General features: G+C 34.4%; 22 protein-coding genes. 11 read left to right on the top strand and 11 right to left on the bottom strand.

Translation table 11 applies throughout. From position 1 onward, the window contains the following. The first annotated feature begins 194 nt into the window (after nucleotides 1-194). Nucleotides 195-1,820 carry an ABC-F family ATP-binding cassette domain-containing protein gene (locus tag ACE94K_RS18945; RefSeq protein WP_378176098.1) on the top strand — a complete coding sequence of 542 codons (1,626 nt, stop codon included), beginning with the start codon at nucleotides 195-197 and terminating at the stop codon, nucleotides 1,818-1,820. Nucleotides 1,821-1,879: 59 nt separating this feature from the next. On the opposite strand, the gene ACE94K_RS18940 is transcribed toward ACE94K_RS18945, so the two are convergent. Then, nucleotides 1,880-2,485, bottom strand: coding sequence for a TetR/AcrR family transcriptional regulator (locus tag ACE94K_RS18940; RefSeq protein ID WP_378176096.1), 606 nt, complete (start codon nucleotides 2,483-2,485; stop codon nucleotides 1,880-1,882). An 85-nt stretch (nucleotides 2,486-2,570) separates the two neighbouring features. Between ACE94K_RS18940 and ACE94K_RS18935 the strand changes: the two genes are divergently transcribed. Both ACE94K_RS18935 and ACE94K_RS18930 read left to right on the top strand, forming a co-directional pair. Continuing rightward, nucleotides 2,571-4,424 (top strand): fatty acid desaturase, encoded by a 1,854-nt coding sequence (locus ACE94K_RS18935; RefSeq protein WP_378176093.1) that lies wholly within the window; start codon nucleotides 2,571-2,573, stop codon nucleotides 4,422-4,424. After that, entirely contained in the window at nucleotides 4,421-5,980 is a 1,560-nt protein-coding gene (locus ACE94K_RS18930; protein ID WP_378176090.1) for a GMC oxidoreductase, read from the top strand. Before ACE94K_RS18935 ends, ACE94K_RS18930 begins: the two co-directional genes overlap by 4 nt. Here ACE94K_RS18930 and ACE94K_RS18925 read toward each other — a convergent pair. The 4 genes from ACE94K_RS18925 to pheT all read right to left on the bottom strand — a co-directional run bounded on the left by ACE94K_RS18925 (nucleotide 5,977) and on the right by pheT (nucleotide 9,740). Continuing rightward, complete coding sequence (locus ACE94K_RS18925) at nucleotides 5,977-6,180, bottom strand: hypothetical protein (protein WP_378176087.1); 204 nt, start codon at nucleotides 6,178-6,180, stop codon at nucleotides 5,977-5,979. The genes ACE94K_RS18930 and ACE94K_RS18925 overlap by 4 nt on opposite strands. 6 nt (nucleotides 6,181-6,186) lie before the next feature. Next, on the bottom strand, nucleotides 6,187-6,414 hold the full coding sequence (locus ACE94K_RS18920) for a putative signal transducing protein (RefSeq protein ID WP_378176084.1): 228 nt from the start codon (nucleotides 6,412-6,414) through the stop codon (nucleotides 6,187-6,189). A 9-nt stretch (nucleotides 6,415-6,423) separates the two neighbouring features. Beyond that, nucleotides 6,424-7,143 (bottom strand): hypothetical protein, encoded by a 720-nt coding sequence (locus tag ACE94K_RS18915; protein ID WP_378176081.1) that lies wholly within the window; start codon nucleotides 7,141-7,143, stop codon nucleotides 6,424-6,426. Between the two features lie 170 nt (nucleotides 7,144-7,313). Next, complete coding sequence (gene pheT / locus ACE94K_RS18910) at nucleotides 7,314-9,740, bottom strand: phenylalanine--tRNA ligase subunit beta (protein WP_378176078.1); 2,427 nt, start codon at nucleotides 9,738-9,740, stop codon at nucleotides 7,314-7,316. A 125-nt stretch (nucleotides 9,741-9,865) separates the two neighbouring features. Between pheT and ACE94K_RS18905 the strand changes: the two genes are divergently transcribed. The 7 genes from ACE94K_RS18905 to ACE94K_RS18875 all read left to right on the top strand — a co-directional run bounded on the left by ACE94K_RS18905 (nucleotide 9,866) and on the right by ACE94K_RS18875 (nucleotide 17,640). Continuing rightward, nucleotides 9,866-10,069, top strand: a complete 204-nt coding sequence (locus tag ACE94K_RS18905) for a hypothetical protein (protein WP_378176075.1) — start codon at nucleotides 9,866-9,868, stop codon at nucleotides 10,067-10,069. A gap of 56 nt (nucleotides 10,070-10,125) precedes the next feature. Further along, entirely contained in the window at nucleotides 10,126-10,833 is a 708-nt protein-coding gene (locus ACE94K_RS18900; RefSeq protein WP_378176073.1) for a hypothetical protein, read from the top strand. Between the two features lie 152 nt (nucleotides 10,834-10,985). Next, nucleotides 10,986-11,372 carry a hypothetical protein gene (locus ACE94K_RS18895; protein WP_378176070.1) on the top strand — a complete coding sequence of 129 codons (387 nt, stop codon included), beginning with the start codon at nucleotides 10,986-10,988 and terminating at the stop codon, nucleotides 11,370-11,372. 93 nt (nucleotides 11,373-11,465) lie between these two features. Beyond that, nucleotides 11,466-12,692, top strand: a complete 1,227-nt coding sequence (locus ACE94K_RS18890; RefSeq protein ID WP_378176067.1) for a peroxiredoxin family protein — start codon at nucleotides 11,466-11,468, stop codon at nucleotides 12,690-12,692. 227 nt (nucleotides 12,693-12,919) lie between these two features. After that, a complete protein-coding gene (locus ACE94K_RS18885) occupies nucleotides 12,920-14,020 on the top strand; it encodes a DUF2911 domain-containing protein (protein ID WP_378176066.1) in 1,101 nt (366 codons plus the stop codon). A 324-nt stretch (nucleotides 14,021-14,344) separates the two neighbouring features. After that, nucleotides 14,345-16,438: a phosphate acetyltransferase gene (gene pta / locus ACE94K_RS18880; RefSeq protein ID WP_378176063.1), complete on the top strand. Its 2,094-nt coding sequence runs from the start codon at nucleotides 14,345-14,347 to the stop codon at nucleotides 16,436-16,438. A 17-nt stretch (nucleotides 16,439-16,455) separates the two neighbouring features. Continuing rightward, nucleotides 16,456-17,640, top strand: a complete 1,185-nt coding sequence (locus ACE94K_RS18875; protein WP_378176060.1) for an acetate/propionate family kinase — start codon at nucleotides 16,456-16,458, stop codon at nucleotides 17,638-17,640. Between the two features lie 66 nt (nucleotides 17,641-17,706). Here ACE94K_RS18875 and ACE94K_RS18870 read toward each other — a convergent pair whose 3' ends face one another. The 3 genes from ACE94K_RS18870 to ACE94K_RS18860 all read right to left on the bottom strand — a co-directional run bounded on the left by ACE94K_RS18870 (nucleotide 17,707) and on the right by ACE94K_RS18860 (nucleotide 18,558). Beyond that, entirely contained in the window at nucleotides 17,707-17,895 is a 189-nt protein-coding gene (locus tag ACE94K_RS18870; protein WP_378176057.1) for a hypothetical protein, read from the bottom strand. A 176-nt stretch (nucleotides 17,896-18,071) separates the two neighbouring features. Beyond that, nucleotides 18,072-18,275 carry a hypothetical protein gene (locus ACE94K_RS18865; protein WP_378176055.1) on the bottom strand — a complete coding sequence of 68 codons (204 nt, stop codon included), beginning with the start codon at nucleotides 18,273-18,275 and terminating at the stop codon, nucleotides 18,072-18,074. A gap of 91 nt (nucleotides 18,276-18,366) precedes the next feature. Continuing rightward, nucleotides 18,367-18,558 (bottom strand): hypothetical protein, encoded by a 192-nt coding sequence (locus tag ACE94K_RS18860; RefSeq protein ID WP_378176052.1) that lies wholly within the window; start codon nucleotides 18,556-18,558, stop codon nucleotides 18,367-18,369. A 370-nt stretch (nucleotides 18,559-18,928) separates the two neighbouring features. Between ACE94K_RS18860 and ACE94K_RS18855 the strand changes: the two genes are divergently transcribed. After that, entirely contained in the window at nucleotides 18,929-20,854 is a 1,926-nt protein-coding gene (locus ACE94K_RS18855) for an endonuclease (RefSeq protein WP_378176049.1), read from the top strand. A gap of 127 nt (nucleotides 20,855-20,981) precedes the next feature. Here ACE94K_RS18855 and ACE94K_RS18850 read toward each other — a convergent pair whose 3' ends face one another. The 3 genes from ACE94K_RS18850 to ACE94K_RS18840 all read right to left on the bottom strand — a co-directional run bounded on the left by ACE94K_RS18850 (nucleotide 20,982) and on the right by ACE94K_RS18840 (nucleotide 23,586). Further along, the gene (locus tag ACE94K_RS18850) at nucleotides 20,982-21,551 is read right to left on the bottom strand and encodes a Crp/Fnr family transcriptional regulator (protein WP_378176046.1); all 570 of its coding nucleotides are present in this window, start codon (nucleotides 21,549-21,551) and stop codon (nucleotides 20,982-20,984) included. Between the two features lie 160 nt (nucleotides 21,552-21,711). Beyond that, nucleotides 21,712-22,830, bottom strand: coding sequence for a DNA polymerase III subunit beta (dnaN, locus tag ACE94K_RS18845; protein WP_378176043.1), 1,119 nt, complete (start codon nucleotides 22,828-22,830; stop codon nucleotides 21,712-21,714). Nucleotides 22,831-23,001: 171 nt separating this feature from the next. Further along, the gene (locus ACE94K_RS18840) at nucleotides 23,002-23,586 is read right to left on the bottom strand and encodes a DUF1572 family protein (protein WP_378176040.1); all 585 of its coding nucleotides are present in this window, start codon (nucleotides 23,584-23,586) and stop codon (nucleotides 23,002-23,004) included. Between the last annotated feature and the right edge of the window lie 120 nt (nucleotides 23,587-23,706).

The following is a 23,706-nucleotide window of genomic DNA, read 5'->3' as shown; positions in this document are numbered from 1 at the left end:
CAAAAATAAATGGAATGATTTCCAAGACTTGTTAAGAATTCGTTAATTGTGTTATTATTAGCCAATGTTGGGAGAAAAAGAAATTTTTATGTTGGTCATCAGCTTTCATTATTGAAAATCAAGGTAAAATACTACTATTTCTTTCAGGTTTTGAATCCATTTTTCTACTTTTGCCGAAAATACAATTCATAACTATGTTATCAGTTTCTAATCTTTCGGTTCAATTTGGTAAGCGTGTCTTATTTGATGAAGTAAATACTACCTTTTCTCAAGGTAATTGCTATGGTATTATTGGTGCAAATGGAGCCGGGAAGTCTACATTTTTAAAGATCCTTTCAGGAGTAATGGATCCTACCTCGGGCCACGTACATTTAGAACCGGGAAAGAGGATGTCTGTTTTAGAACAAAATCATTATGCTTATGATGAATACACAGTTCTGGAAACCGTAATTATGGGTAATAAAGAGTTGTATAAGATAAAGACGGAAATTGATGCTTTATATGCAGACTATACTGACGAAAATGCCGAGAAAATAGGTGAGTTACAAGTACAGTTTGAAGAAATGAACGGGTGGAATGCAGACAGCGATGCAGCTACGATGCTTTCAAATCTTGGAATCAAGGAAGATCTTCATTATACCAGCATGGCAGATTTGGATACCAAACAACGCGTACGTGTCTTACTTGCACAATGTTTGTTTGGGAATCCTGATGTTTTAATTATGGATGAGCCCACCAATGACCTGGATTATGAAACGATTTCTTGGTTAGAGAATTTTTTAGCTAACTATGATAATACAGTGATTGTAGTTTCTCACGACCGTCACTTTTTGGATTCGGTTTGTACTCACATCTCTGATATAGATTTCGGTAAGATCAATCATTACAGCGGTAATTATACATTCTGGTATGAATCTTCTCAACTTGCTGCACGTCAGAGAGCACAGCAGAACAAAAAAGCAGAAGAGAAAAAGAAAGAGTTGCAAGAATTTATTGCTCGATTTAGTGCAAACGTGGCAAAGTCAAAACAAGCTACTTCTCGTAAAAAAATGATTGAAAAATTGAACATAGAAGATATTAAACCTTCTAGCCGCCGCTATCCGGCCATCATTTTTGAACGAGATCGTGAGGCAGGAGACCAGATTTTGAATGTAGAAGGTTTAGCCGCAAGCACGGAAGGAGAAACGCTATTTAAAGGAGTAGATATCAATTTGGCTAAAGGCGATAAAGTAGTCGTTTTTTCTAAAGATTCTAGAGCAACCACAGCCTTTTATCAAATTCTAAACGGCAAGAAAGATGCAGATGCCGGAACATTTTCCTGGGGTGTAACCACCACACAATCCTATTTGCCGGCTGATAATAGTGAATATTTCCAGAATGATTTAACGCTGGTAGATTGGTTACGTCAATGGGCAACCACAGAAGAGGAGCGAGAAGAAGTATATATCAGAGGTTTCCTTGGTAAAATGATTTTTAGTGGAGAAGAGGCATTAAAAAAGTCAAATGTACTATCAGGAGGTGAAAAAGTACGTTGTATGTTGTCCAAGATGATGATGACCAGAGCAAACGTATTAATGCTGGATGAACCCACAAATCATTTGGATCTGGAATCTATTACAGCATTCAATAATTCTTTGAAAAACTTTAAAGGAACGATTCTGTTTACAACACACGATCACGAATTTGCACAAACAGTTGCCAATCGAGTAATTGAGCTAACACCAAACGGTGTGATTGATCGATATACAACTTTTGATGAGTATATGAGCGATAAAAAGATCAAAGAGTTACGTGAGAAAATGTATGCCGTAAACGTATAAATTTTATACACGAGAGTAAAATAATGAAAAAATCCTGCAGTTAGCAGGATTTTTTATACTTATTCGTTTACGATTAGTCCTTCAAACTTTATAAAGATATACTCCCTGATCGCCACTTCTAATGTTTGTTGATGGTCATTAAAAAAAGTGTGATCTGTAATCAGTTGCATGATAAAATACTCATCCATTTTAATAAGTAAATCTGGTGATACAGAGGTAAATATCTTATTTTCGATTCCAAAAATATAAAACTGTTTAAGGTCTTTTAATAGGTCTTTTAAAAAAACCTCAACGATATTCCAGGCATCCGGAAAATGAATTTGTAATTGTTTTAGATAAAAAGGCGAAATATCTTTTACTCCTTCTGCTAATATCTTAGCTAAGCTTTCATATTGATAATTCAATGCAGATAGTTCTCCTGAGATTTCATTTTTATAAGCTTTGAGTTGATCGATTCTTACCTGAGTGATATACTCAAAAATTTCTTCTTTGGTTACAAAGTATTGATAAATAGTAGACTTACTCTTATTCATTAATAGTGCCAAGTCGTTTATAGTAAGGTCACCAAGTGCAGTTTGCGTAAGTTTCGGAAGAAGTGCTTGCGTCCATTGTTCTACTTTTTTGGTTTTTTGCTTTCTTTCTCGATGAATTGATTTTCTTCCCATATTTGGTATTTTCTAATAAGCGAACTATATTTGATTGAATAGTTCGAAAAATAAAATATCTTTTTCAAACATAACCATTTGACCTGTGAAAAATCAAGCAGTTTGGCAAAAATATTCTGGAAAAGTAGCTTGGCCAACTATACTTTTGTTTTCCGTTTTATCTATTGGATATATTTTACTTTGGAAATTTTATTTATTAGGGCTCTGGCCAATATGGACCTCCATTATAGGAGCTGTATTAGCATATGGAATGTTTACGATTGCACACGAAGCTAGTCATGGTAATATTTCTGGAGGAGTTCAGTCGTTTGTGAAATTAGAAAAAGTCTTGGGTTGGATATCTAGTTTCTTTTTATTATTTCCTTTTTCTGCATTTGTAGTTATACATCTTAGGCATCATGCGCACACAAATGACCCAGCAAATGATCCGGATCATTATGTTAATGGTAGTAACCCTTTGTCAATATTCTTTCGTTGCCTTACATTGATCGGCTATTATTTTGAATTGGCTTTAGGCAAGCACAGTAAAAAGAACGAAGCAATGAACAAAATTAGAGGACAATCTATTTTGTTTTTATTTTTTCTTATCTCAATATTAAGCGCTGTGATTTTTTTAGGATATGCAAACACATTATTTTTTGTGTTTATTTTATCAGCGCTTATTGCCGCACCAGTATTAGCTTTTTCTTTTGATTGGTTACCGCATTATCCGCATAATAATTTAAGTAGGTATCGTAATACACGTATTATTACGATTCCAGGCTTAGAGTTTTTATCACTATACCAAAGTTACCATCTGATACATCATTTACACCCTAGAGTGCCTTTTTATAAATATAAAAGTTGCTTTTTGGATATGGAATCCGAATTACTAGAAAAACAATCTGTGATTGAGGGTTATAGAGATCAGGATTTAAAATTGTTAGACAAAAAAAATACATATTCAGATATTCAATTAGGAAAAAAATGGAATTATGTTTTAGAGGTAGAAGAAATACAAAGAGAAACATCAAACACGGTCAAACTTGTTTTCAAAAATTTAGATCAGATTCCTTTTCTTTATGAAGCTGGTCAATATGTAGTCATTTCAGACTTAGTTAATGGAGATTTAATAAGTAGATGTTATTCTATTTGTGAGGATCCTGTTACAGGAAAGCTTGCGGTAGCTATAAAAAGAATAGCAGGGGGAAAGTTGTCTGATCATTTAGTAAATACTATTAAGAAGAAGGATAAGTTAAGAGTTTCTGGTCCATTTGGTAAGTTCTTGTTGCCAAAAAGTATTGATAAACCCTTTGTGTTTATTGCTGGTGGAAGCGGTATTACGCCTATTATGTCTATGATCAAATCTGTTTTAAGAACTTCAGAAGAAAAAGTGACATTACTTTATGGATCTAGGAGTGAAGAAGAAGTAATCTTTGATCAAGAACTTAAAGAACTTTCTATACATTATCCAAACCGTTTAGATATATTATTAAGTTTCGAAATATTAAATGTAGACGTACAATACGACTATTTATCAAAGTTATCGGTAGATTCCTATTTTTATATATGTGGTCCATCGGCAATGATGGAGGCTTCTAAGAAAGTATTGAGTAGGCTTGGTGTTTTGGGTGATTTAATTAAAGTGGAAGAGTTTTCTGAGAGTTTTAATAAACTTTCTGGTGTAAAACATAAGATTGATATAGCAATGAGTGGTAATCAATTCTCATTCAATACCGATAGTGCTGAGACAATATTACAAGGATCGATAGAAACTAAAAATACACTACCACACGCTTGTAAAATGGGTGATTGTAGTACTTGTAAAGCTTTATTGATTAAGGGAGAAGTAAACTGGAACTCTAAGAAAGATATAGTTCTTTTAAATAATGAAATAAATCAGGGATATATACTTACTTGTATGTGTACTCCAAAAACCGATATAATATTAAAAATATGAATATTGAAAAAGAATATGATTATGTGATTATCGGAAGCGGTTTTGGTGGTTCGGTTAGTGCTTTACGTCTTTCTGAAAAAGGATATAAAGTTTTGGTTATCGAAAAAGGAAAATGGTATAAGCCTAAAGATTTTCCAAAAACGAATTGGAATCTTCGGAAATGGTTGTGGGTTCCTTTTTTAAGATGGTTCGGCATCATGAAAATGTCTTTTTTTAAACACGTAGTAGTGATTTCAGGAACCGGAGTAGGAGGAGGCTCCTTGGTGTATGCAAATACACTTCCTGTTCCTAAGAAAAAATTCTTTACTTCGGGAAGCTGGAAGAACTTGGCAGATTGGCAAACAGAGTTAGCACCATTCTACAAAACTGCATTGCGTATGCTGGGCGCTCAGAAAAATCCTCAACTTTTTGATGGTGATAAGGCGCTTCGAGAGTTAGCAGATAACTTGAATATAAAAGACGATTTTTCTGCTACTGACGTCGCAGTATTTTTTGGCGCTCCCAATAAAACGGTTAAAGATCCTTATTTTGATGGAAAAGGTCCGGATCGAACAGGCTGTAACTTTTGTGGTGGTTGTATGACTGGATGTAGAGTAGGAGCAAAAAATACACTGGATAAAAACTATTTATACTTGGCGCAGCAATTAGGAGCGCATATTTTGGCAGAAAATGAAGTTTTCGATGTAGTGCCTGATAAAGATGGATATCATGTGAAATATGTATCGTCAACAGGCTTTTTCAGTTCTAAAAGAACCGTAAAAACTAAGGGTGTTATTTTTTCTGGAGGGGTTTTGGGTACCGTTAAATTACTATTGAAGTTGAAGCAGAAATCTTTACCTAAATTGTCGGATTGCTTGGGAGCAGATATAAGAACCAATAATGAAAGTCTCATTAGTGTGACTAATCTTAATGGTAAGAAGGATATGTCTAAAGGCGTAGCTATTGGATCAATTTTGAACACAGATGAAAACAGTCATTTAGAAATTGTACGATATGCAAAAGGTTCCGGTTTTTGGAGATTGTCTCATTTACCATTAACCCATGGAAAAAACACCATCATCAGGGTCACAAAAATGGTTACTAGTTTTTTTAAGTCACCATTGGCATATCTTAAATTATATACAACCAAAAACTGGGGTAAGAGCACGGCTATTTTATTGTTTATGCAAACATTAGATAGCACCCTGAAATTTAAACTAAACTCATTAGGTAAAATGAACACCACAGTAACCGAGGGTAAAAGACCAAGTGCATTTATACCACAATCGCTTGATCTGGCAAAGAAATATGCAGCAATTACAGGTGGAAAAGAGACTGTTTTTGGATTAGAACCGCTTGCAGGGATTCCATCTACCGCTCATATTTTAGGCGGAGCAGTCATGGCAGAAAGTACAGCTAAAGGTGTTATAGATATGAATAATAAAGTCTTTGGTTATGATCATATGTATATATGCGATGGATCAATGATATCCGCCAATCCCGGCGTTAATCCATCCTTGTCAATCACAGCAATAACCGAAAGAGCGATGAGTAAAATACCGTTTAAGTCAGATTAGTTATTTTTAGAATTTTGAAAATGTCTAAAAATAAGAAAACCACCATAGGCTATAAATAAAACAGTAAGTATAACTCTGTAATCCCATTCAGATTGAGTCATCGTTCGCTGGTATAATCTGAAACTCCCGAATAGCACCAAAGCTATTCCAATCATAAAGTCCCAATTTTTTCTGGGTGTTTTATTTTGTTCCTCTTCCATTTGTACTTACGATAAGCTTTTTTCTATAATTGGGATTGCCTCTTCTACGTCCGTTTTCTTTACAAAAAGTTGAATGTGATCCGGTACACCACCACCAAAACCAGCAGCCATACCTGATTTCATATCATCTCGGGTGATAGAATTAATACCACTATCCTGCAGTAGGTTTTGCAAGAATTGAATATTAATTAAACTACCGGTATAGATTCTTTCGTATTCACTTTCGGGAAACATATATAATTATTAAGCATTAAAATATTTACTATCCCAGATTGCAGTATTGAAATTCTTGCCCAAAGCAAAGCCGTAAAATAAAACAACTGCAGCTACTGATTTAAACATAAAGAAAAATATCATTATAAATTCAGAGGTGCTACTTTCTTTACTAAATAATCCTTGTGGGACCATAAAGGTAACTAAAAGACTTACTAAAAAAGTAAGAATCAGTAAATTTTCAAAACTTTTAAAGAACCACATCATTAACTTACGGAATGGATGCAAATCATCACCCCATTTATGGATCAAATAATAGTAGTTATTTCCCATCGGAGCGAAAAGTAATGGATCGTCTGCATTTTCCAATTTGAATAGCTTAGACGGAGCAACTATTTTGAAACCACTTAGTTCTATATCGTGAGTTTTTTCAAGATCTTTTATTTTTGATAGTGCTTCCTTTGGAAGTTTACCCTTAAAGTATTTTGAATCTAAAAAACGTAGTCGATAATCAATACAAATTTTTTTTATCTGATCAATATGATAAATCTTTGAGCTTTCTAAATGATCAAAAATAAAATCATTTTTTATTATCGGTATACCGTTCTCCAGTGTATCAATAATACGATCCTCTTTTTCGCTTTCTTTCTTGAAAATAGCTTGTACTTGCATTTCCCAGCTTGCAACATCAAATTGTTTGTTACGCAGTTGAGTTAGCTTTTTTTCTACGTTAGTCTTTGGAAACATCATTTTTCTTTCTTTAGCATCACTAAATTAAGTAATTACGATTTGTATTGCAAGATTTCCCGGTTTTTAACAAATGTTGAATCTAACGTTGATATTTAAAAGAATATAAGTATTAAAAAATGCCTGTGAAAAATTCAAAGGCATTTAATCTTGGTCAAAGGTAGATACTGTATTTATCGTAATTCTGCTCCCAGCTTATTTTCAAAGTTCTGCTGAAGCTTATTCATGATTTTATCAATTTGTTTATCTGTAAGCGTTTTATGCTCATCTTGTAGCGTAAAGCTTACAGCGTAAGATTTCTTTCCTTCCGGCAGATTCTTACCTTCATATACATCAAATAAATTCACGTTTTTAAGAAGTTGTTTTTCTGTTTGGTTAGCAATGGTGTGAATCTCTTCAAACGTAACTGAATTATCTAATAATAAGGCGAAGTCTCTTCTTACTGCAGGGAACTTAGGGATGTCTGTAAATTTAATTTTACTTCGTTTAGCAAATTCTAAAATTGTATCCCAGCTAAAATCAGCGTACAATACCTCCTGAGAGATTGAAAAATGTTTTAAAACATTTTTTCTGATCATACCAAATTCTACTAATTTTGATTTACCGAGACTATAAACAACACCTTCAGAAAAGAGATCATTTTTAATCGGAGATGTTTTAGATGTTTTAATTCCTAAACGACTTAATATAGCTTCGACAACTCCTTTCATATAAAAGAAATCACTTTTTTCCTGAGGCACTTTCCAATTTTCATTGGTTTTATTTCCGGTGATTGTTAGACCTAAATGTTTGTTTTCAATTCTACCGCTTTCATAATGATGATAGGTCTTCCCAAATTCAAATAATTTTAGATCCGATCGTTTTCGATTAATGTTGTAAGAAACTGCTTCCAAACCTGAAAACAGTATTGATTGCCTTAATACCGCCAAATCATTGCTTAACGGGTTTAGCATTTCTACATTGTTTTCTGTTTTTAATTGTTCTGATAATGAAATATACTCAGGTGATGTAAGAGAGTTTGCCAACATTTCGTGAAAACCCTGACCAACCAATTGATTAGAGATTGTGTTTTGAACATTGTGGTCAGCATACCTGTCAATATTTGCGATAGAAGCATTTAATTTTTGGGTAAACTTTATGTTGTTATATCCATAAACACGCAAAATTTCTTCAATCACATCAGCTTCTCGCTGAACATCGTTTCGATATGCGGGAATCGTAAGTCCCAGTCCACTTTCTGTTATGTTATTTACTTTAATCTCAAGAGAACTTAGGATGTCTTTTATAGTTTCTTGAGGTAGTTCTTCTCCAATTAACTTTGCTGTATTTTCAAATGATAAAAACACCTGAAAATCTTCAGTTTTTTTAGGATACAGATCAGTGATGTCACTAGTGATATCTCCGCCCGCTAATTCTTGGATGAGTAAAGCGGCTCTCTTTAATGCATATTCGGTAATATTAGGATCGATACCTCTTTCGAACCTAAAAGATGCATCGGTATTCAATCCATGACGCTTGGCAGTTTTTCGAACACTTACCGGATTAAAATAAGCACTTTCTAAGAAAATCGAGGTGGTATTTTCTGTAACTCCAGAATTAATTCCACCAAAAACTCCGGCAATACAAAGTGGTTTTTTGGCGTCACATATCATTAAATCTTCTTGATGTAGTTCTCGTTCTACTTCATCAAGTGTCGTAAACTTGGTACCCGCTTCTAGGGTTTTTACTTCAATCTTGTTTCCTTCGATAAAGTCAGCATCAAATGCGTGCAAAGGTTGTCCTAATTCGTGTAAGACATAATTTGTGATGTCGACCACATTGTTTTTAGGAGTGATTCCTATTGCTTTAAGTCTATGTTGTAACCAGGTGGGAGATTCGGCAACTTTTAATCCAGAAATTGTTACACCACAATATCTTGGTGCTAGCTCCGGATTTTTTACTTCTACGTCAAATTTATGTAATCTGTTATCAACCTTAAAATTACTTACAGATGGTGTGATAAGCTCTAAATTAAGGTCTTTTTGCTGCAACCCGGCTTTTAGATCTCTAGCTGTTCCCCAATGACTCATAGCATCTGCACGATTAGGAGTTAATCCAATTTCGAATACGTGGTCATTTTCAATATCAAAAATATCTGCTGCAGGAGTTCCTACCGAAATATCTTTATCAAGCACCATAATTCCATCATGGCTTTTACCAAGACCTAATTCGTCTTCGGCACAGATCATACCGTGACTTTCTTCTCCACGGATTTTACCTTTTTTGATTTTCCATTCCTTACCATCCTCATCATAAAGTTTTGTGCCAATGGTAGCAACCGGAACTTTTTGACCTTCGGCCACATTAGGAGCTCCACAAACAATTTGTACAGGGTCTCCGTTTCCTAAATCTACTTTGGTAATTTTAAGTTTATCAGCATTAGGATGTTGGGTACAGCTGATAACCTGACCAACAATTACACCTTCTAGACCTCCTTTTACACTTTGGTAAGTTTCGATTCCTTCTACTTCAAGCCCTAAATCTGTGAGCAATTCTCCGGCTTTTTCTGCGTCCCAATCCAGCTTTATAAATTGCTTTAGCCAGTTATATGAAATTTTCATTAATGATGATTCTGAAATTAGGCGGTAAAGATACTATTTTGGGTAAAGTTGACAAACAAGAAATCTTTCTTATCTAAAATAAAAAGTGTAGTTTTAGGTAAATAATAACTTAACCAAATTCTATTATGAAAACAATGATCAAATTTTTTGTCTGCATATGCCTTATCGCAATTACTTCCTGCACGGATAAAAAGAAAGAAGAAGAAGAAACTAAAGCTGCCGTAGAAAAGATAGAATCGGTAGAAACCGAACTGGATAAAATTTCTGAAGAGGTAGATGAGAAAGCAGAAGAGTTAGAAGAGGCTCTAGAGGATTTGGATAGTATTTAATTGTTAAACTAGCTCCCATATACCATAATTATCAATAATACGAAAAATTTAATAAGATGAAATTAGCAAGAATATTAGCAGTTTGTATGATCATTTTTCTTTTTGGAAATCATATGACCGTGGCTCAAGGAAAATCTAAAGAAGCAAAGGAAAAAGTGACGGAGAAAAAAGCTAAAGGACAGGATAAGCTTAAAAAAACAAAAGAAAAAGCAAATGATCAATTAGATGAAGAAAAGCAAAAAGGGAAAGACAAAATAAAAGAAGCTAAAGATAAAACTGATAAAGCGCTTAATAATGCTGAAAAAGAAGGAGAAAAGCTGAATGATAAAGCCGAAAAACAAATCGATAAAGAAGCTAAAAAGGCAGAAAAAGAAGCCAGGAAAGCAGAGCAAAAAGCTGAAAAAGTAGTAAAAGGAAACGCTTACGGTAAAAATAAAGAGGGTCTTACCGGAAGGGCGTTTGGAGAAGCAAGAGCTGCAGATGCAAAAGATAAAGCTGAAAAAAGTGAAAAACAGCTAAGCAAAAATGAAGAAAAGTTGCAGAGAGGAAGAAATAAGATTGCTGCTGCCCGAGAGCGGTTGGAAAAAGCCAAAATAAAAGAAGGGGAGGAAGCTTTAACACCAGAAGAGATTGCCGAAAAAGAAGCTAAGATAACTAGAGCAGAAGAAAAGCTTAAAGCACTTGAAGAATCTATCAAAAATGGAAAAAAGAAATTAAAAGAAGAGAAAGGTAAATTAGAAAAAGTTTATCCTGAAGAACAATAATTTTTTTGAAGATTTTTTATAAATAAGTAGGCTTTTATATAGTTGAAAGGCTACTTATCTTGTTATAATAGATATGGTAATGTGTTGATAATTATTATTAAACCAGAATATTATGTATTTTTGAACCGATAAAGATTTTAAAAATGCCCTTAATGAAACTTGTTAAATCCATCATACTATCATTTTTTTTCCTGGTATTAGGAAACCAGATGAGTGTTGCCCAACAAACAGATACGAACAAACCAGAGCAATATTTGCCTAATGCTGTAAATGTAAAGTCAAGCGCCAGGATGGATGGAAAAACAAAAAGGAAATCTACTCCTGTGGTTAATACTTCCGAAACTTCAAAATTATATTCAATAAAAGAAAAAGAGTCTAGAGCCTTGACTGCTAAAAAGTCCAAAGAGCTTGGAAAAGGAAACATCACCCCTCAAGAGGCAAAAAGACAAAGAGAAGCGAGGGTTGCTGCCATTATTGAAGCAAATAAGACAAAAAAGAAAACAACATCAAAAGGAAATAATAAAACAAAAACCAATTAATTTTTTATTATTGTAAAACATATTGATAACTTATAAAACTGTCTAGCTAGATCTAATTGTCTATCTAGACAGTTTTTATATTCACACAAACCTATGACTAAATATATAATACCATTGGTATGCATACTTTTTTTATACTCTTGTAAAGAAGACAAAAAAGAAAACAACATATTCTTGAAAAGTGGGCCTTGGAAAGCTTCGTTAACCGTGCAGGATGATAAAGAATTACCCTTTCTTTTTGAAGTATTTGATGACCAAACTATAAAGATGTTCAATGCCGAAGAGGTCATAGATGTAGATGAGGTAAGAATTCAAGGAGATTCAATTTTTATCAATTTTCCTGTTTTTGAAGGGTATGTGGCAGCAAAGTTTCAGGATTCCCTTACCATTTCAGGAAGTTTTATAAAAGAAAGCCTGGATAGAGTGGTTCCTTTTAAAGGGACTTTTGGTGTAAAAGATAGATTTGACATTACCTCAAAACCATTAGCTAATGTAGAGGGAAATTGGGAAGCAGTTTTTAGTAAAGAAGTTCCGGAGGATCGCTATATAGCCAAAGGAATTTTTAAACAAAACGGAAACGTAGTTACCGGAACTTTTAGAACTACAACAGGAGATTATCGTTTTCTAGAAGGAGTACTAAATAATAATCAACTAGAATTATCAGCTTTTGATGGGGCGCACGCTTTTTTGTTTACGGCAGAAGTAACCGATAGCACGATGAACGGACATTTCTATTCCGGCAATCATTGGAAAGAGCCTTTTACAGCAATCCGAAATGACGAATTTAAGCTTCCTTCTGAAGATTCCCTTACTTTTATAAAAGAAGGATATGATAAACTTGCCTTTAGTTTTCCAGATGAAAAAGGGAAGATGGTTTCTCTGGATGATGATCTTTTTAAAGGAAAAGTAACTATGGTTCAAGTAATGGGAACCTGGTGCCCCAATTGCATGGATGAAACCAAGTATTACGTTGATTATTACAAGAAAAATAAAGAAAAGGATGTAGCATTTGTTGCATTGGCCTTTGAGTATGCAAAGACTCCCGAAAAAGCATTTAAGTCGATTGAAAGATTACGTTCTAAACTTAACGTTGAATATCCGATTCTTTTGGCGCAATATGGAACCTCCAATAAAGAAAAGGCTCAGGAAAAGCTACCAATGCTTAACCACATATTGTCATACCCTACCACAATATTCATAGACAAAAAAGGAAAAGTGCGTAAGATTCATACCGGGTTCAACGGACCGGCAACAGGCGAGAAATATGTAACGTTTAAAAATGAGTTTGAAAACTTTGTTAATCAGCTGTTAAAAGAATAGTGGATTTAACAGTTATTAGGGCTTCCTTTTTTACTTTAACACTACGGTAACATTGGGATTAATAATATCATCTTATTATTGTTGGAAACGTATGATTTTTCTTTCATACGTAATCCTGTAAATAACTTAAACGATTCAGTTATGAAATCAACTAAAATAGTTAGGGGTCTATTTTCTAATCATTTTATGTGTTTTATCTGAATCAGTAAAATTAAAAAAACAAAAAGATGAAACAATCTAACCTAATGGTAGCAGTCATTGCTATTGCAATTATGCTATGTGCCAACCAATCCAACGCTCAACTTAAAACACCGGAGGCAAGTCAGCGAGCACAAGTAACACAAAGAATAGGAATTACGGATATTACTATTGATTACGGAAGGCCGAGTGTAAAAGATAGAGAAATATGGGGTAAGCTAGTTCCTTTTGGATATAATGACCTGGGATTCGGAACATCAAAGGCAGCACCCTGGCGAGCTGGAGCTAATCAGAACACAACCATAGAATTTTCTCATGATGTTAAAGTAGAAGGAAAAGACATCAAAGCAGGTATCTATGGGCTGCATATTGCATTAAAAGAAGATGATAATGCCACGATAATATTCTCTAAGAATTCGAGCTCCTGGGGAAGTTATTTCTATGATGAAAAAGAAGATGTATTGCGAGTAGATGTTCAGACCAAAGCAACTCCTTATACTGAAACGCTTCTGTTTTTGTTTCCTTCTTTTGACGATACAAGTACAACTGCTATATTGCGATGGGAAAAGAAAGAAATTCCATTCAAAATAGAAGTAGATGTGACAAATATTGTAATGAATGGTATTAAGAATGATCTAAGAAGTAGTGCAGGATTTACACAATCAAATTGGGATACTGCGGCCAATTATGCTTTTAATGCCGGTGATTTGGATCAGGCATTAGAATGGATAAATACATCGATTAGTGGTAATTTCTTTAGTAAAGAGACCTTTGGTAACCTATCTCTAAAATCACAAATCCTTGCAAAACAAGGAAAGATTCAAGAAGCAATGAGTTTGATAGATAAAGCAGCAGTACTTGGCAATGCTACTCAGGTATTTCAGTTAGGAACTAGTTTGATTAGTCAGGGGCAAAAAGATAAAGCACTAGAGGTTTTAAAGAATAACGTAAAGAATAATAATGGTGCCTGGCCGTCGAATTACGGATTGGCTAAAGCCTATTCAGCGACTGGGGACTACAAAAGTGCTGTCAAATCCATGAATGTTGCTATGAATAATGCTCCCGAAAGATTTAAAGGTAGATTATCAAGCGAATTAGAAAGACTTAAAAAAGGCCAGGATATAAATTAACTGAACTCTATTTTAAAGAGTCCATGAAAGTGGTGTGTTTAAAATAGTGATTTGAACATATCTCGTTTCAAAGCAGGATTTGAAATTTGATAAAAATGTTTGTTGTACAAAAGCTACAGGTCGGGACACTTAAAATTAGAACTTCAGTTCATTAAAAATGATATTAGTTTACAAAAGGATCAGCGTTTTGCAGATCCTTTTTTTATTGACTTTAAAATAAATAAGTTAATTTTTTAAATCCTTGATAGAATACATTTTCTTGTTATATTACCGTGTAGTATTTTAGCAGGATTACTATATCTTTGCACGACCAAATTTATATACATGAGTAAAGCCGTTTATATTGCTACTATTGAACCTAATAGTGGTAAATCAATTGTTGTTTTAGGGTTAATGAGAATGTTACTTGGGAAAGTAGCGAGAGTAGGGTATTTCAGACCTATAATTGATGATCCCAAAGAAGGAGAGACTGATAATCATATCAATACAGTAATATCACATTTCGAACTAGATATCAATGTTAAGAATGCTTATGCGTTTACCAGAAGTGAAGTATTACAGAAATATAATCAAGGTCGCGCAGGAGCCATCATCGATGGAATTATAGAAAAATATAAAAACCTGGAAGAAAAGTTCGATTTCATTTTGGTAGAAGGAACAGATTTTTCTGATGAAGGAAGTATCATCGAATTTGATATCAACGTAATAATCGCAAAGAATTTAGGAATTCCATCGATTATTGTTGCAAGTGGTGTAGATAAAACAAAAGAAGAAATCGCAGGTAATCTAAAACTAGCGTATGATACTTTTACCAGCAAAGATGCAGAAGTAGTAGCCGTAGTAGCCAACAAAGTTGCGGATGGTGATGAAAAAGAATTGAAATCAGTACTGGAAAGGGAGTTTAATGAAGATGTAGAGCAGATCATTATTCCTAAGATTTGTTCTTTAATTAATCCTACTATAAAAGAAATTGTAAAGGAACTAGACGGTAAAGTACTTTTCGGAAAAGAGTTTCTCCACAATCAGGCAGGTAGCTTTGGTGTTGGAGCAATGCAGCTACGTAATTACCTTACTCATCTTAAAGATAATAGTTTGGTAATAACTCCAGGCGATCGAGCAGATATTATTTTAGGTGTATTACAAGCTAATATATCGGATAATTACCCAAAGATTTCAGGTATTATTCTTACGGGAGGAATCATTCCTGAAGAACCTATTCTTAAATTAATAGAAGGTGTGTCTTTATCCGTACCCATTGTATCGGTAGCACAAGGAACATTTTCGATAACTAATAAAATAGGAGCGATACGATCTAAAATTTATGCTGATAATGTGCAAAAGATCAATACGTCGATCAGTACATTTGAGCAATATGTAGACGCGGATCGACTTGTAGACCCTTTAATTACTTTTGAGTCTGATAGTTTAACCCCTAGTATGTTTCAGTATAATTTATTAAAAAGGGCCTTAAAGCATAAAAAGCATATCGTGTTACCCGAAGGATCTGATGAAAGAATTCTTAGAGCTACCTTTAGATTACAAGCTTCCAATGTCGTCGACATCACCTTAATTGGAGACGAAAAGAAAATTAAAAGCAAAGCTACAAAGCTTGATATTCCGATTGATTTTAGTAAAATACATATTGTTTCGCCCATACATTCTCCGCATTTTGACGATTATGTAAAAACCTTTTACGAACTCAGAAAGCATAAAAATGTAAATATGGATATGGCCAAGGATATGATGGCCGACGTATCATATTTTGGTACCATGATGATTTATAAAGGTCATGCAGACGGAATGGTATCTGGAGCAGTTCATACAACGCAGCATACCATAAGACCGGCATTACAGTTTATCAAAACAAAACCAGGTGTTAAAGTAGTGTCTTCCGTGTTTTTTATGTGTTTGGATGACAGGGTTTCCGTATTCGGTGATTGTGCAATCAATCCTAATCCTAATGCAGAAGAACTAGCAGAAATTGCCATCTCATCTGCAGAATCAGCAGCAGCTTTTGGTATCGAACCTAAAGTGGCAATGCTCTCTTATTCTTCTGGTACATCCGGAAAAGGAGAAGATGTAGAAACCGTAAGAGAAGCCACTAGAATAGTAAAAGAAAAACATCCCGAGCTTAAAATTGAAGGCCCCATACAATATGATGCAGCAGTGGACATGAGGGTAGGGAAGAGCAAGCTACCTGATTCTGAGGTAGCCGGTCAGGCAAGTGTATTGATATTTCCTGATCTTAATACCGGGAATAACACATACAAAGCAGTACAAAGAGAAACTGGAGCTTTGGCAATTGGTCCTATGTTACAAGGCTTAAACAAACCTGTTAATGACCTAAGTAGAGGTTGTACAGTTGATGATGTGTATAATACTGTTATTATTACCGCAATTCAAGCACAAGGGTTATAAAAAGAAGAGAATAAACTATGCGAGTACTAGTATTAAATTCAGGAAGTTCATCTATCAAATTTCAATTATTCGATATGCCATCTGCCCAGGTACTTTGTTCTGGTTTGGTAGAACGTATTGGGTTAGAAAATGCCAAAATTAACTACAAAACAGATACTCAGAATATCGAAAAAGAGATGGATATTCCTGATCATAAAATTGGTTTAAAAATAATTGCTTCTTTTTTATTAGACACTGGCATTGGAGTGATCAGTTCCGCTTCTGAAATTCAGGTTGTCGGTCATCGCGTAGTTCACGGTGGGAGTACTTTTGCTAAAACCGTAGAGATCAATGATGAGGTAAAGGAGAAAATAGAAAAGCTGTCAGCTTTGGCACCATTACACAATCCTGCTAACTTACAAGGAATCTTAGTTTCTGAAGAGATTTTTTCAAATGCAAAACAGGTAGCGGTTTTTGATACGGCGTTTCATCAGACAATACCAATAGAAGCTTATAAATATGCAATTCCAAATTCTTTTCTAGACGAACATGGTATAAGGGTATACGGATTTCACGGAACAAGCCATAAATATGTTTCAGAAAAAGCGATAGCACATTTAGGGAAACGAAACTCCAAAATTATTACTATTCATTTAGGTAATGGATGCAGTATGACTGCAGTTAAAAACGGCAATAGTGTGGATCATACATTAGGTTTTGCACCAATGAATGGATTGATTATGGGCACCAGATCAGGAGATATCGATCCGGCAGTTATCTTTTATATGGTAAAATCCTTAGGATATTCTTTAGATGAGGTAAACTCATTGCTTCAAAAAGAAAGTGGCATGCTGGGGTTAACAGGTTTTAGTGATTTACGAGATATAGAATCTAATGCAGAAAAAGGAAATGTTGATTGTCAGCAAGCATTAGAAATGAATGCGTATCGAATTAAGAAGTTTATAGGAGCCTATGTTGCTGCTATGAATGGTGTAGATGTGATCGTATTTACTGCAGGAATTGGAGAGAACTCCGATCTCATGAGAAACTTAGTATGTACCGGTTTGGATTACTTTGGGATTCAATTGGACGAGCAGAAAAATAAGATGAGATCAAAAGAGATTAGGGATATAAGTAAAGATACCTCAAAAGTAAAAATTCTAGTAATTCCTACAAATGAAGAGCTAGAAATTGCAAAGCAGTCTTTGGAATTACTTAACTAAAAAAGACTACTTAAAATAGTTGTTAAGTAGTCTTTAATCCTCGAAATGGTGTGGTTTATTTGCTATTTATGCCCAAATACAAGATCCATTAGGCTGACAATAGCCATAATCGCAAAATTCCATTCCATTAAACATTTGGCAACACTGTCTAGGTGGTCCACAATAAACAAAAGGACGGTTCCAGGAACCTGTAATCTGCTTTTGCTCTTTTTTTGTTAACTCCTGAATTCCTTTTAGTTCTAAGATTTTTTTCATTGTGTAAGTATTTAAAGTTACTATTTACTAGCAAGATAATTTTAAGATAAACCTTTATGCAAATGTACTTTCGTGATATTTATAAATTTCAAGAAATTATTCTACTTTTTGATCTATAAAAAAAGAGACTACATTAACACTAGTCTCTTTGATGATTTTTAAATTATAATCTTTACTTAGTATAGTATACATTGATTCCATCCCGAACATCTTCCTGGCTCACAAAAACTTCCTCCTGGGTAGCTGATACGGCATTTATTACCAGTTCCTGTTCTTGGATTTGGGTTACAACAAGAAATACTTGTCATGGCTCCTTTGATTGATCTTTGTTGTCCTTTGGTAAGTTCCTGAACTCCTTTTAATTCTAAGATTTTTTTCATTGTGTAAAATATTTGAGTTAATTATTATTCTTTTTTCGAAGAGAAAAGACAAGCTAGTTAAGTATACCTTTTCCGGTTTTAAGTATTTATTTTAGTAAAGAATACATCTCCCAAATCTGTAAGGGTCGCAGTATCCTGGTTCGCAGAAACTTCCACCAGGAAAACTGATCTGACAACCTCTTCCAGATGTACAACAAGAGACATTGCCCCAAGCTCCTTTAATCGATCTTTGTTCTCCTTTACTTAATTTTTGAATTCCTTTTAAATCTAAGATTTTCTTCATTGTGTAAGATATTTTAAGTTAACCCCTTAAAAATAACTGAAAATTCCCTAAATAGAATACGTTAAACACACTAAATTATTGAGGTTTTGCAATATAATCAGGTTAAATGGAAAGATGTTTCAGAAAACTTTATGATGCTTTCGTGACTAATTGAAGTCTATTTCTTAGGTCATTATGTAAGAAATAACTTATTAACAGGATGGAATTTTATTAAAAATATGATAATCAGTTATTTACATTTTTCTTTAGACTTAAAAGCTACATTATCAACACCTTGGGTAACAATTTGGTAACACGTAGCTGTAGTAATTTTAACGAAATAGTTTTAGCTTCGGAAGCATTAAAATTTACTAAACTAACTCAACACACAATGAAAAACGTATTACTATTACTAATAATGGGGTGTACCCTTATTGGTTTTGGTCAGGTACCATCATATTATAATGATGTCAACCTTTCTTTATCGGGACAGGCTTTAAAGAATGAATTAGCTGCTAAGGTAACCAACACACAAACCACTACATTATCCTATACTCCAGGAGTCTGGGACGCATTGAAACAAACAGACCTAGATCCTGCGAACTCCTCTAAAGTGATCTTAATTTATGGCTATAGCGATACTGATGGCAATTCTACTACAGACAGAACAAGAGGAGTAAATAACAATGGTGGTGGATCTACAGATTGGAATAGAGAACATGTATATCCAAAATCGTTGGGTAATCCTAACTTAGGTACTTCTGGTCCAGGAGCAGATGCGCATCATCTTAGACCTGCAGATGTGCAGAGAAATTCTAGTAGAGGAAGCCGAAAGTTTGCCGATGGATCAGGTAACTCCGGAACTACTACTCAAGGTCATTGGTATCCTGGTGATGAGTTTAAAGGTGATGTAGCCCGAATGATGATGTATATGTATATTAGATATGGTAATCGTTGTTTGCCTTCTAATGTTGGAATAGGAACAGCAGTATCAGGAGATGCTAATATGATTCAATTGTTTTTAGAATGGAATGCAGAGGACCCGGTTTCACAGTTAGAACTACAACGAAACCCAATCCTCGAAAATTTACAAGGAAACAGAAATCCTTTTATTGATAATCCTGCATTTGCTACTCAAATATGGGGTGGTCCACAGGCAGAAGATCGCTTTGGAACCTCTGGCGGCGGAGGAAATACACTCTGCAATACTACGATTACTTCTTTTCCATATAATGAAAGCTTTGAGAATACTTTTGGAGCCTGGAAACAAGCAACAACAGGAGATGATTTTAACTGGGCTACTCGTTCTGGAAGTACTCCTTCTTCTGGTACTGGACCGGGTTCAGCTAATTCAGGATCTTATTATATCTACATGGAATCCTCAACGCCTAACTATTCAAGTAAAAGAGCGATCTTGTATGCTCCTTGTTACGATATTACCGGGGCTAGTCAGGCCACATTTTCATTCAAATATCATATGTACGGTTCTACGGCAATGGGAAGTTTAGCTTTAGAAGCAAGTCTGGATGGAACGAGCTGGACATCGATCTGGAGTAAGTCTGGAAATCAAGGGAACTCTTGGCAAACTGCATCAGTTAATTTAGCTGCATACCTTGGCGAAAAAGTACAGTTACGCTTTAACGGAATAACAGGAACTACTTGGCAAGGTGATATAGCAGTTGATGCAGTTAGCTTGTCTACCTCTGGAAACACGGGCGGAGGATCAACCACCAGTGATGTGAACCTTAGAGTCACTTTTGATAATTATCCTGAAGAAACAAGCTGGGAAATACGAAGCGATAGTAATAAAGTAGTATATTCCGGGGGTAGTTATGGATCTCAGGCTGATGGGTCGACTATCAATTTATCTAGGACATTGGATTCCGGATGTTATACATTAGTGGTAAAAGATACGTATGGGGATGGTATTTGCTGTAGTTATGGTAATGGTTCGTATGCACTAACAGATACTAATGGAGGAGTTCTTGTTTCCGGTGGCTCTTTTGGATCACAGGACAGTAATAGTTTTTGCGTCGGAACAGCCTCTAGGAATCTTGCTGAAGAGATGGTGAAGACAAGTGTATCTATAGATTTAGACTTTACTTTTTATCCGAACCCTGTAAAAGAAGTATTGATTTTAAAATCGAAAAACGCAATAAATGCGAACTATACGATTATAAATCACCTGGGTCAAGTTATAAAAACAGGAAAAGTAACAAAACAGCCTATTCTGGTTAGTGAACTTGCTTCAGGAATGTATTTTATTTCTTTACGTAATGGAAATCAAACTATTAGTAAGAAATTTACCAAAGAATAATCAAAAATAATTATAGTTTAATAAAGTATTCTCCGTTTTATCTAATTGACTTGTTATTGTCAAAAAAATACAATGGAGAATACCTTTATTTACAAAAAGGAAAGCTAAATTAAAAATAGGTCATATTTTAATTTTTGACTATTTCTTTTCGAACTCTGCTTAAGCTTTCCGAAGTGATTCCCAAATACGATGCGATATGATAATTTTTAACTGATTGTTCGATGTTTGGGTAGGTATTAACAAAATCCAGATATTGTTCTTTGGCCGTTTTAGATAAGTCACCAATAATCCGTTTCTGGAAAGAACCAATATAGGATTCAGTCTTTATTCTAAAGTAACGTTCGACGCCCGGAACCTTGTCAAAAATTTCATTCATATCATCTCTGGAAAGCCTCAACAATGTAGCATCCTGAATACATTCTATCTGAAGGATCGCTTTTTCCTTTTTAAAAAATGCAGTATAATCGCTAATCCACCAATCTTTGATCGCAAACTGTATAGTATGCTCCTTTATAGATCTGTCTGTAAAAAAAGACCGTAAACATCCTTCTATAACATAATATTGATATAGGGTTCTATCATCTGGACGTAACAAGGTTTCTCCTTTAGTAACATCTATTTGTTTAAGTTTATCAGAAACAAGTTTGCTATGCTCTTTGCTCATTTCTAATCCATCAAAAATTTCTTGGAAGGTCATGAATGTTTTGATATGTTGCCGTCTTAGAAATAAAGAAATACTTCTCTTGGCGATTAATTTTCTGTTTGATAAAAATATAAAAATGAATCTCTTAAAAATTAAAAATCCAATTGCATAAACGCAATTGGATTTTTAATATCTATAAATTAGGTGCTTTCTTCTAATTATTAAGCATAACCGGCATCACCAACATAGTTACACTTTCTCCTTCATCTAATCCATCGGTAGGAGTGAGAATTCCTGCTCGATTAGGTAAAGACATTTCCAGTTGTACATCATCTGCATTGAGATTGTTCAGCATTTCGCTAAGGAAACGTGAGTTGAATCCAATTTGCATATCGTCTCCCTGATAATCACAAGTAAGACGTTCTTCTGCTTTATTAGAGTAATCAATATCCTCTGCTGATATATTTAATTCTGCACCAGCTATTTTTAATCGTATTTGATGTGTTGTTTTATTAGAGAAAATAGAAACTCTACGAACTGAATTCAAGAACTGAGTTCGTGCAATTGTCAGTTTATTTGGATTCTCCTTAGGAATAACGGCCTCATAGTTAGGATATTTACCATCTATAAGTCGACAAATAAGTTGTGTTTCGTCAAAAGTAAATTTAGCATTCGATTCATTGTATTCTATCAAAACGTCAGTATCACTTCCTGCCAAAATACTTTTTAGAAGATTCAATGGTTTTTTTGGCATAATAAACTCAGCTGATTGAGATGCCTGAACGTCTTCACGCGAGTATTTAACCAATTTATGAGCATCGGTAGCGACAAAGGTTAAGCTTTCTGTAGAAAACTGAAAGAAAACACCACTCATCACAGGCCTGAGATCATCATTACCTGTTGCAAAAATCGTTTTGCTAATGGCAGTAGCTAATATATCTCCCAATAAAGTTGTTGAGCTAGGATCTTCAAGTTCTACGGCCTTCGGAAATTCTTCTCCATCAGCATAGGCCAAAGCGTATTTACCGTGATTAGAACTTATCTCAATGGTGTTATTATCTCCGGCAACAAACGTAAGAGGCTGTTCCGGAAATGTTTTTAAAGTTTCTAATAACAGTTTTGCTGGTACTGCAATCATTCCTTCATCAGACGATTCTACTTCTAGTTTAGCAGACATTGTGGTCTCAAGGTCTGAAGCAGAAACCGTTAATGAGTTATTATCTAATTCGAATAAAAAGTTATCTAAAATAGGTAATGTATTGCTGTTATTAATAACACCACCTAATACCTGTAGTTGTTTTAATAAATATGAACTGGATACTATAAATTTCACCCGTTTAATTTTTTTGAGATTAGTACTGTTTAACAGTAGCTATCAATTGATAGCTTAGGCAAATATAATTGTAATCTACAAGGATTTCGATACGCCAAAAACGTTAGTTATTAACAAACAGCCAGGAGTTATCGACTATCATAATTGATAATGATTTTTTGTTCTGATAAATCAAGGTGTAGTTTGATCCTTATCTTTGATTAATTTATCGGTGTAATGCGCCCTGTGTTTTGGTTGTGCAAAACGTTTTTCATTATAAGATTTTGATTTTCCTTTGGCGATGGATAATGTTTGCCAATCCTGATCACATATCATTTTTCCTAAAAATACAATTTGGCCGATATGATAAGAATAATGTGCTAACTGTCGATTGATTGCTTCAGTGACTGTATGTTCAATATTTCGAATGTAAATAGGTTGATCAAAATTTGTTGCGTTAATGCTGTCTAAAGCCTTAAAAAGACATTGCCATCCTTCATTCCATTTATCCAGTAATTCCTCCTTGGTTTGGATATCATTTTCGAATTCGAGGTCACGGATGCGCCATTCTTTTTCTCCATCAGATGTTAAAAAATCTGTCCAACGGGATTTCATATTTCCCCAAAGATGTTTTACAATGGTTGCGATACTATTACTTTCCTGGTTGTATTGCCAAAATAAAGCATCGTTATCAACCTGATTTATTGTTTTTTCGCCTAAGGATTTATAATAACGGAATTGCTTTTTGATTCCTTCTAAAAATAATGTTGAATTCATTTTTCTAAAATTATACTATCAAGGTAAGAAATATTTGTCAAGTAGCTATTTATAGATGTGAAATCGAAATCCTATCTGTAAAAGATTGAAATAAACGTTTTGAATAGGATAGTTAAATAA

Source organism: Aquimarina besae (assembly GCF_042434905.1).
Lineage (GTDB): Bacteria > Bacteroidota > Bacteroidia > Flavobacteriales > Flavobacteriaceae > Aquimarina.
The sequence above is the reverse complement of the archived record's forward strand: the minus strand, read 5'-3'. Positions and strand labels throughout refer to the sequence as shown.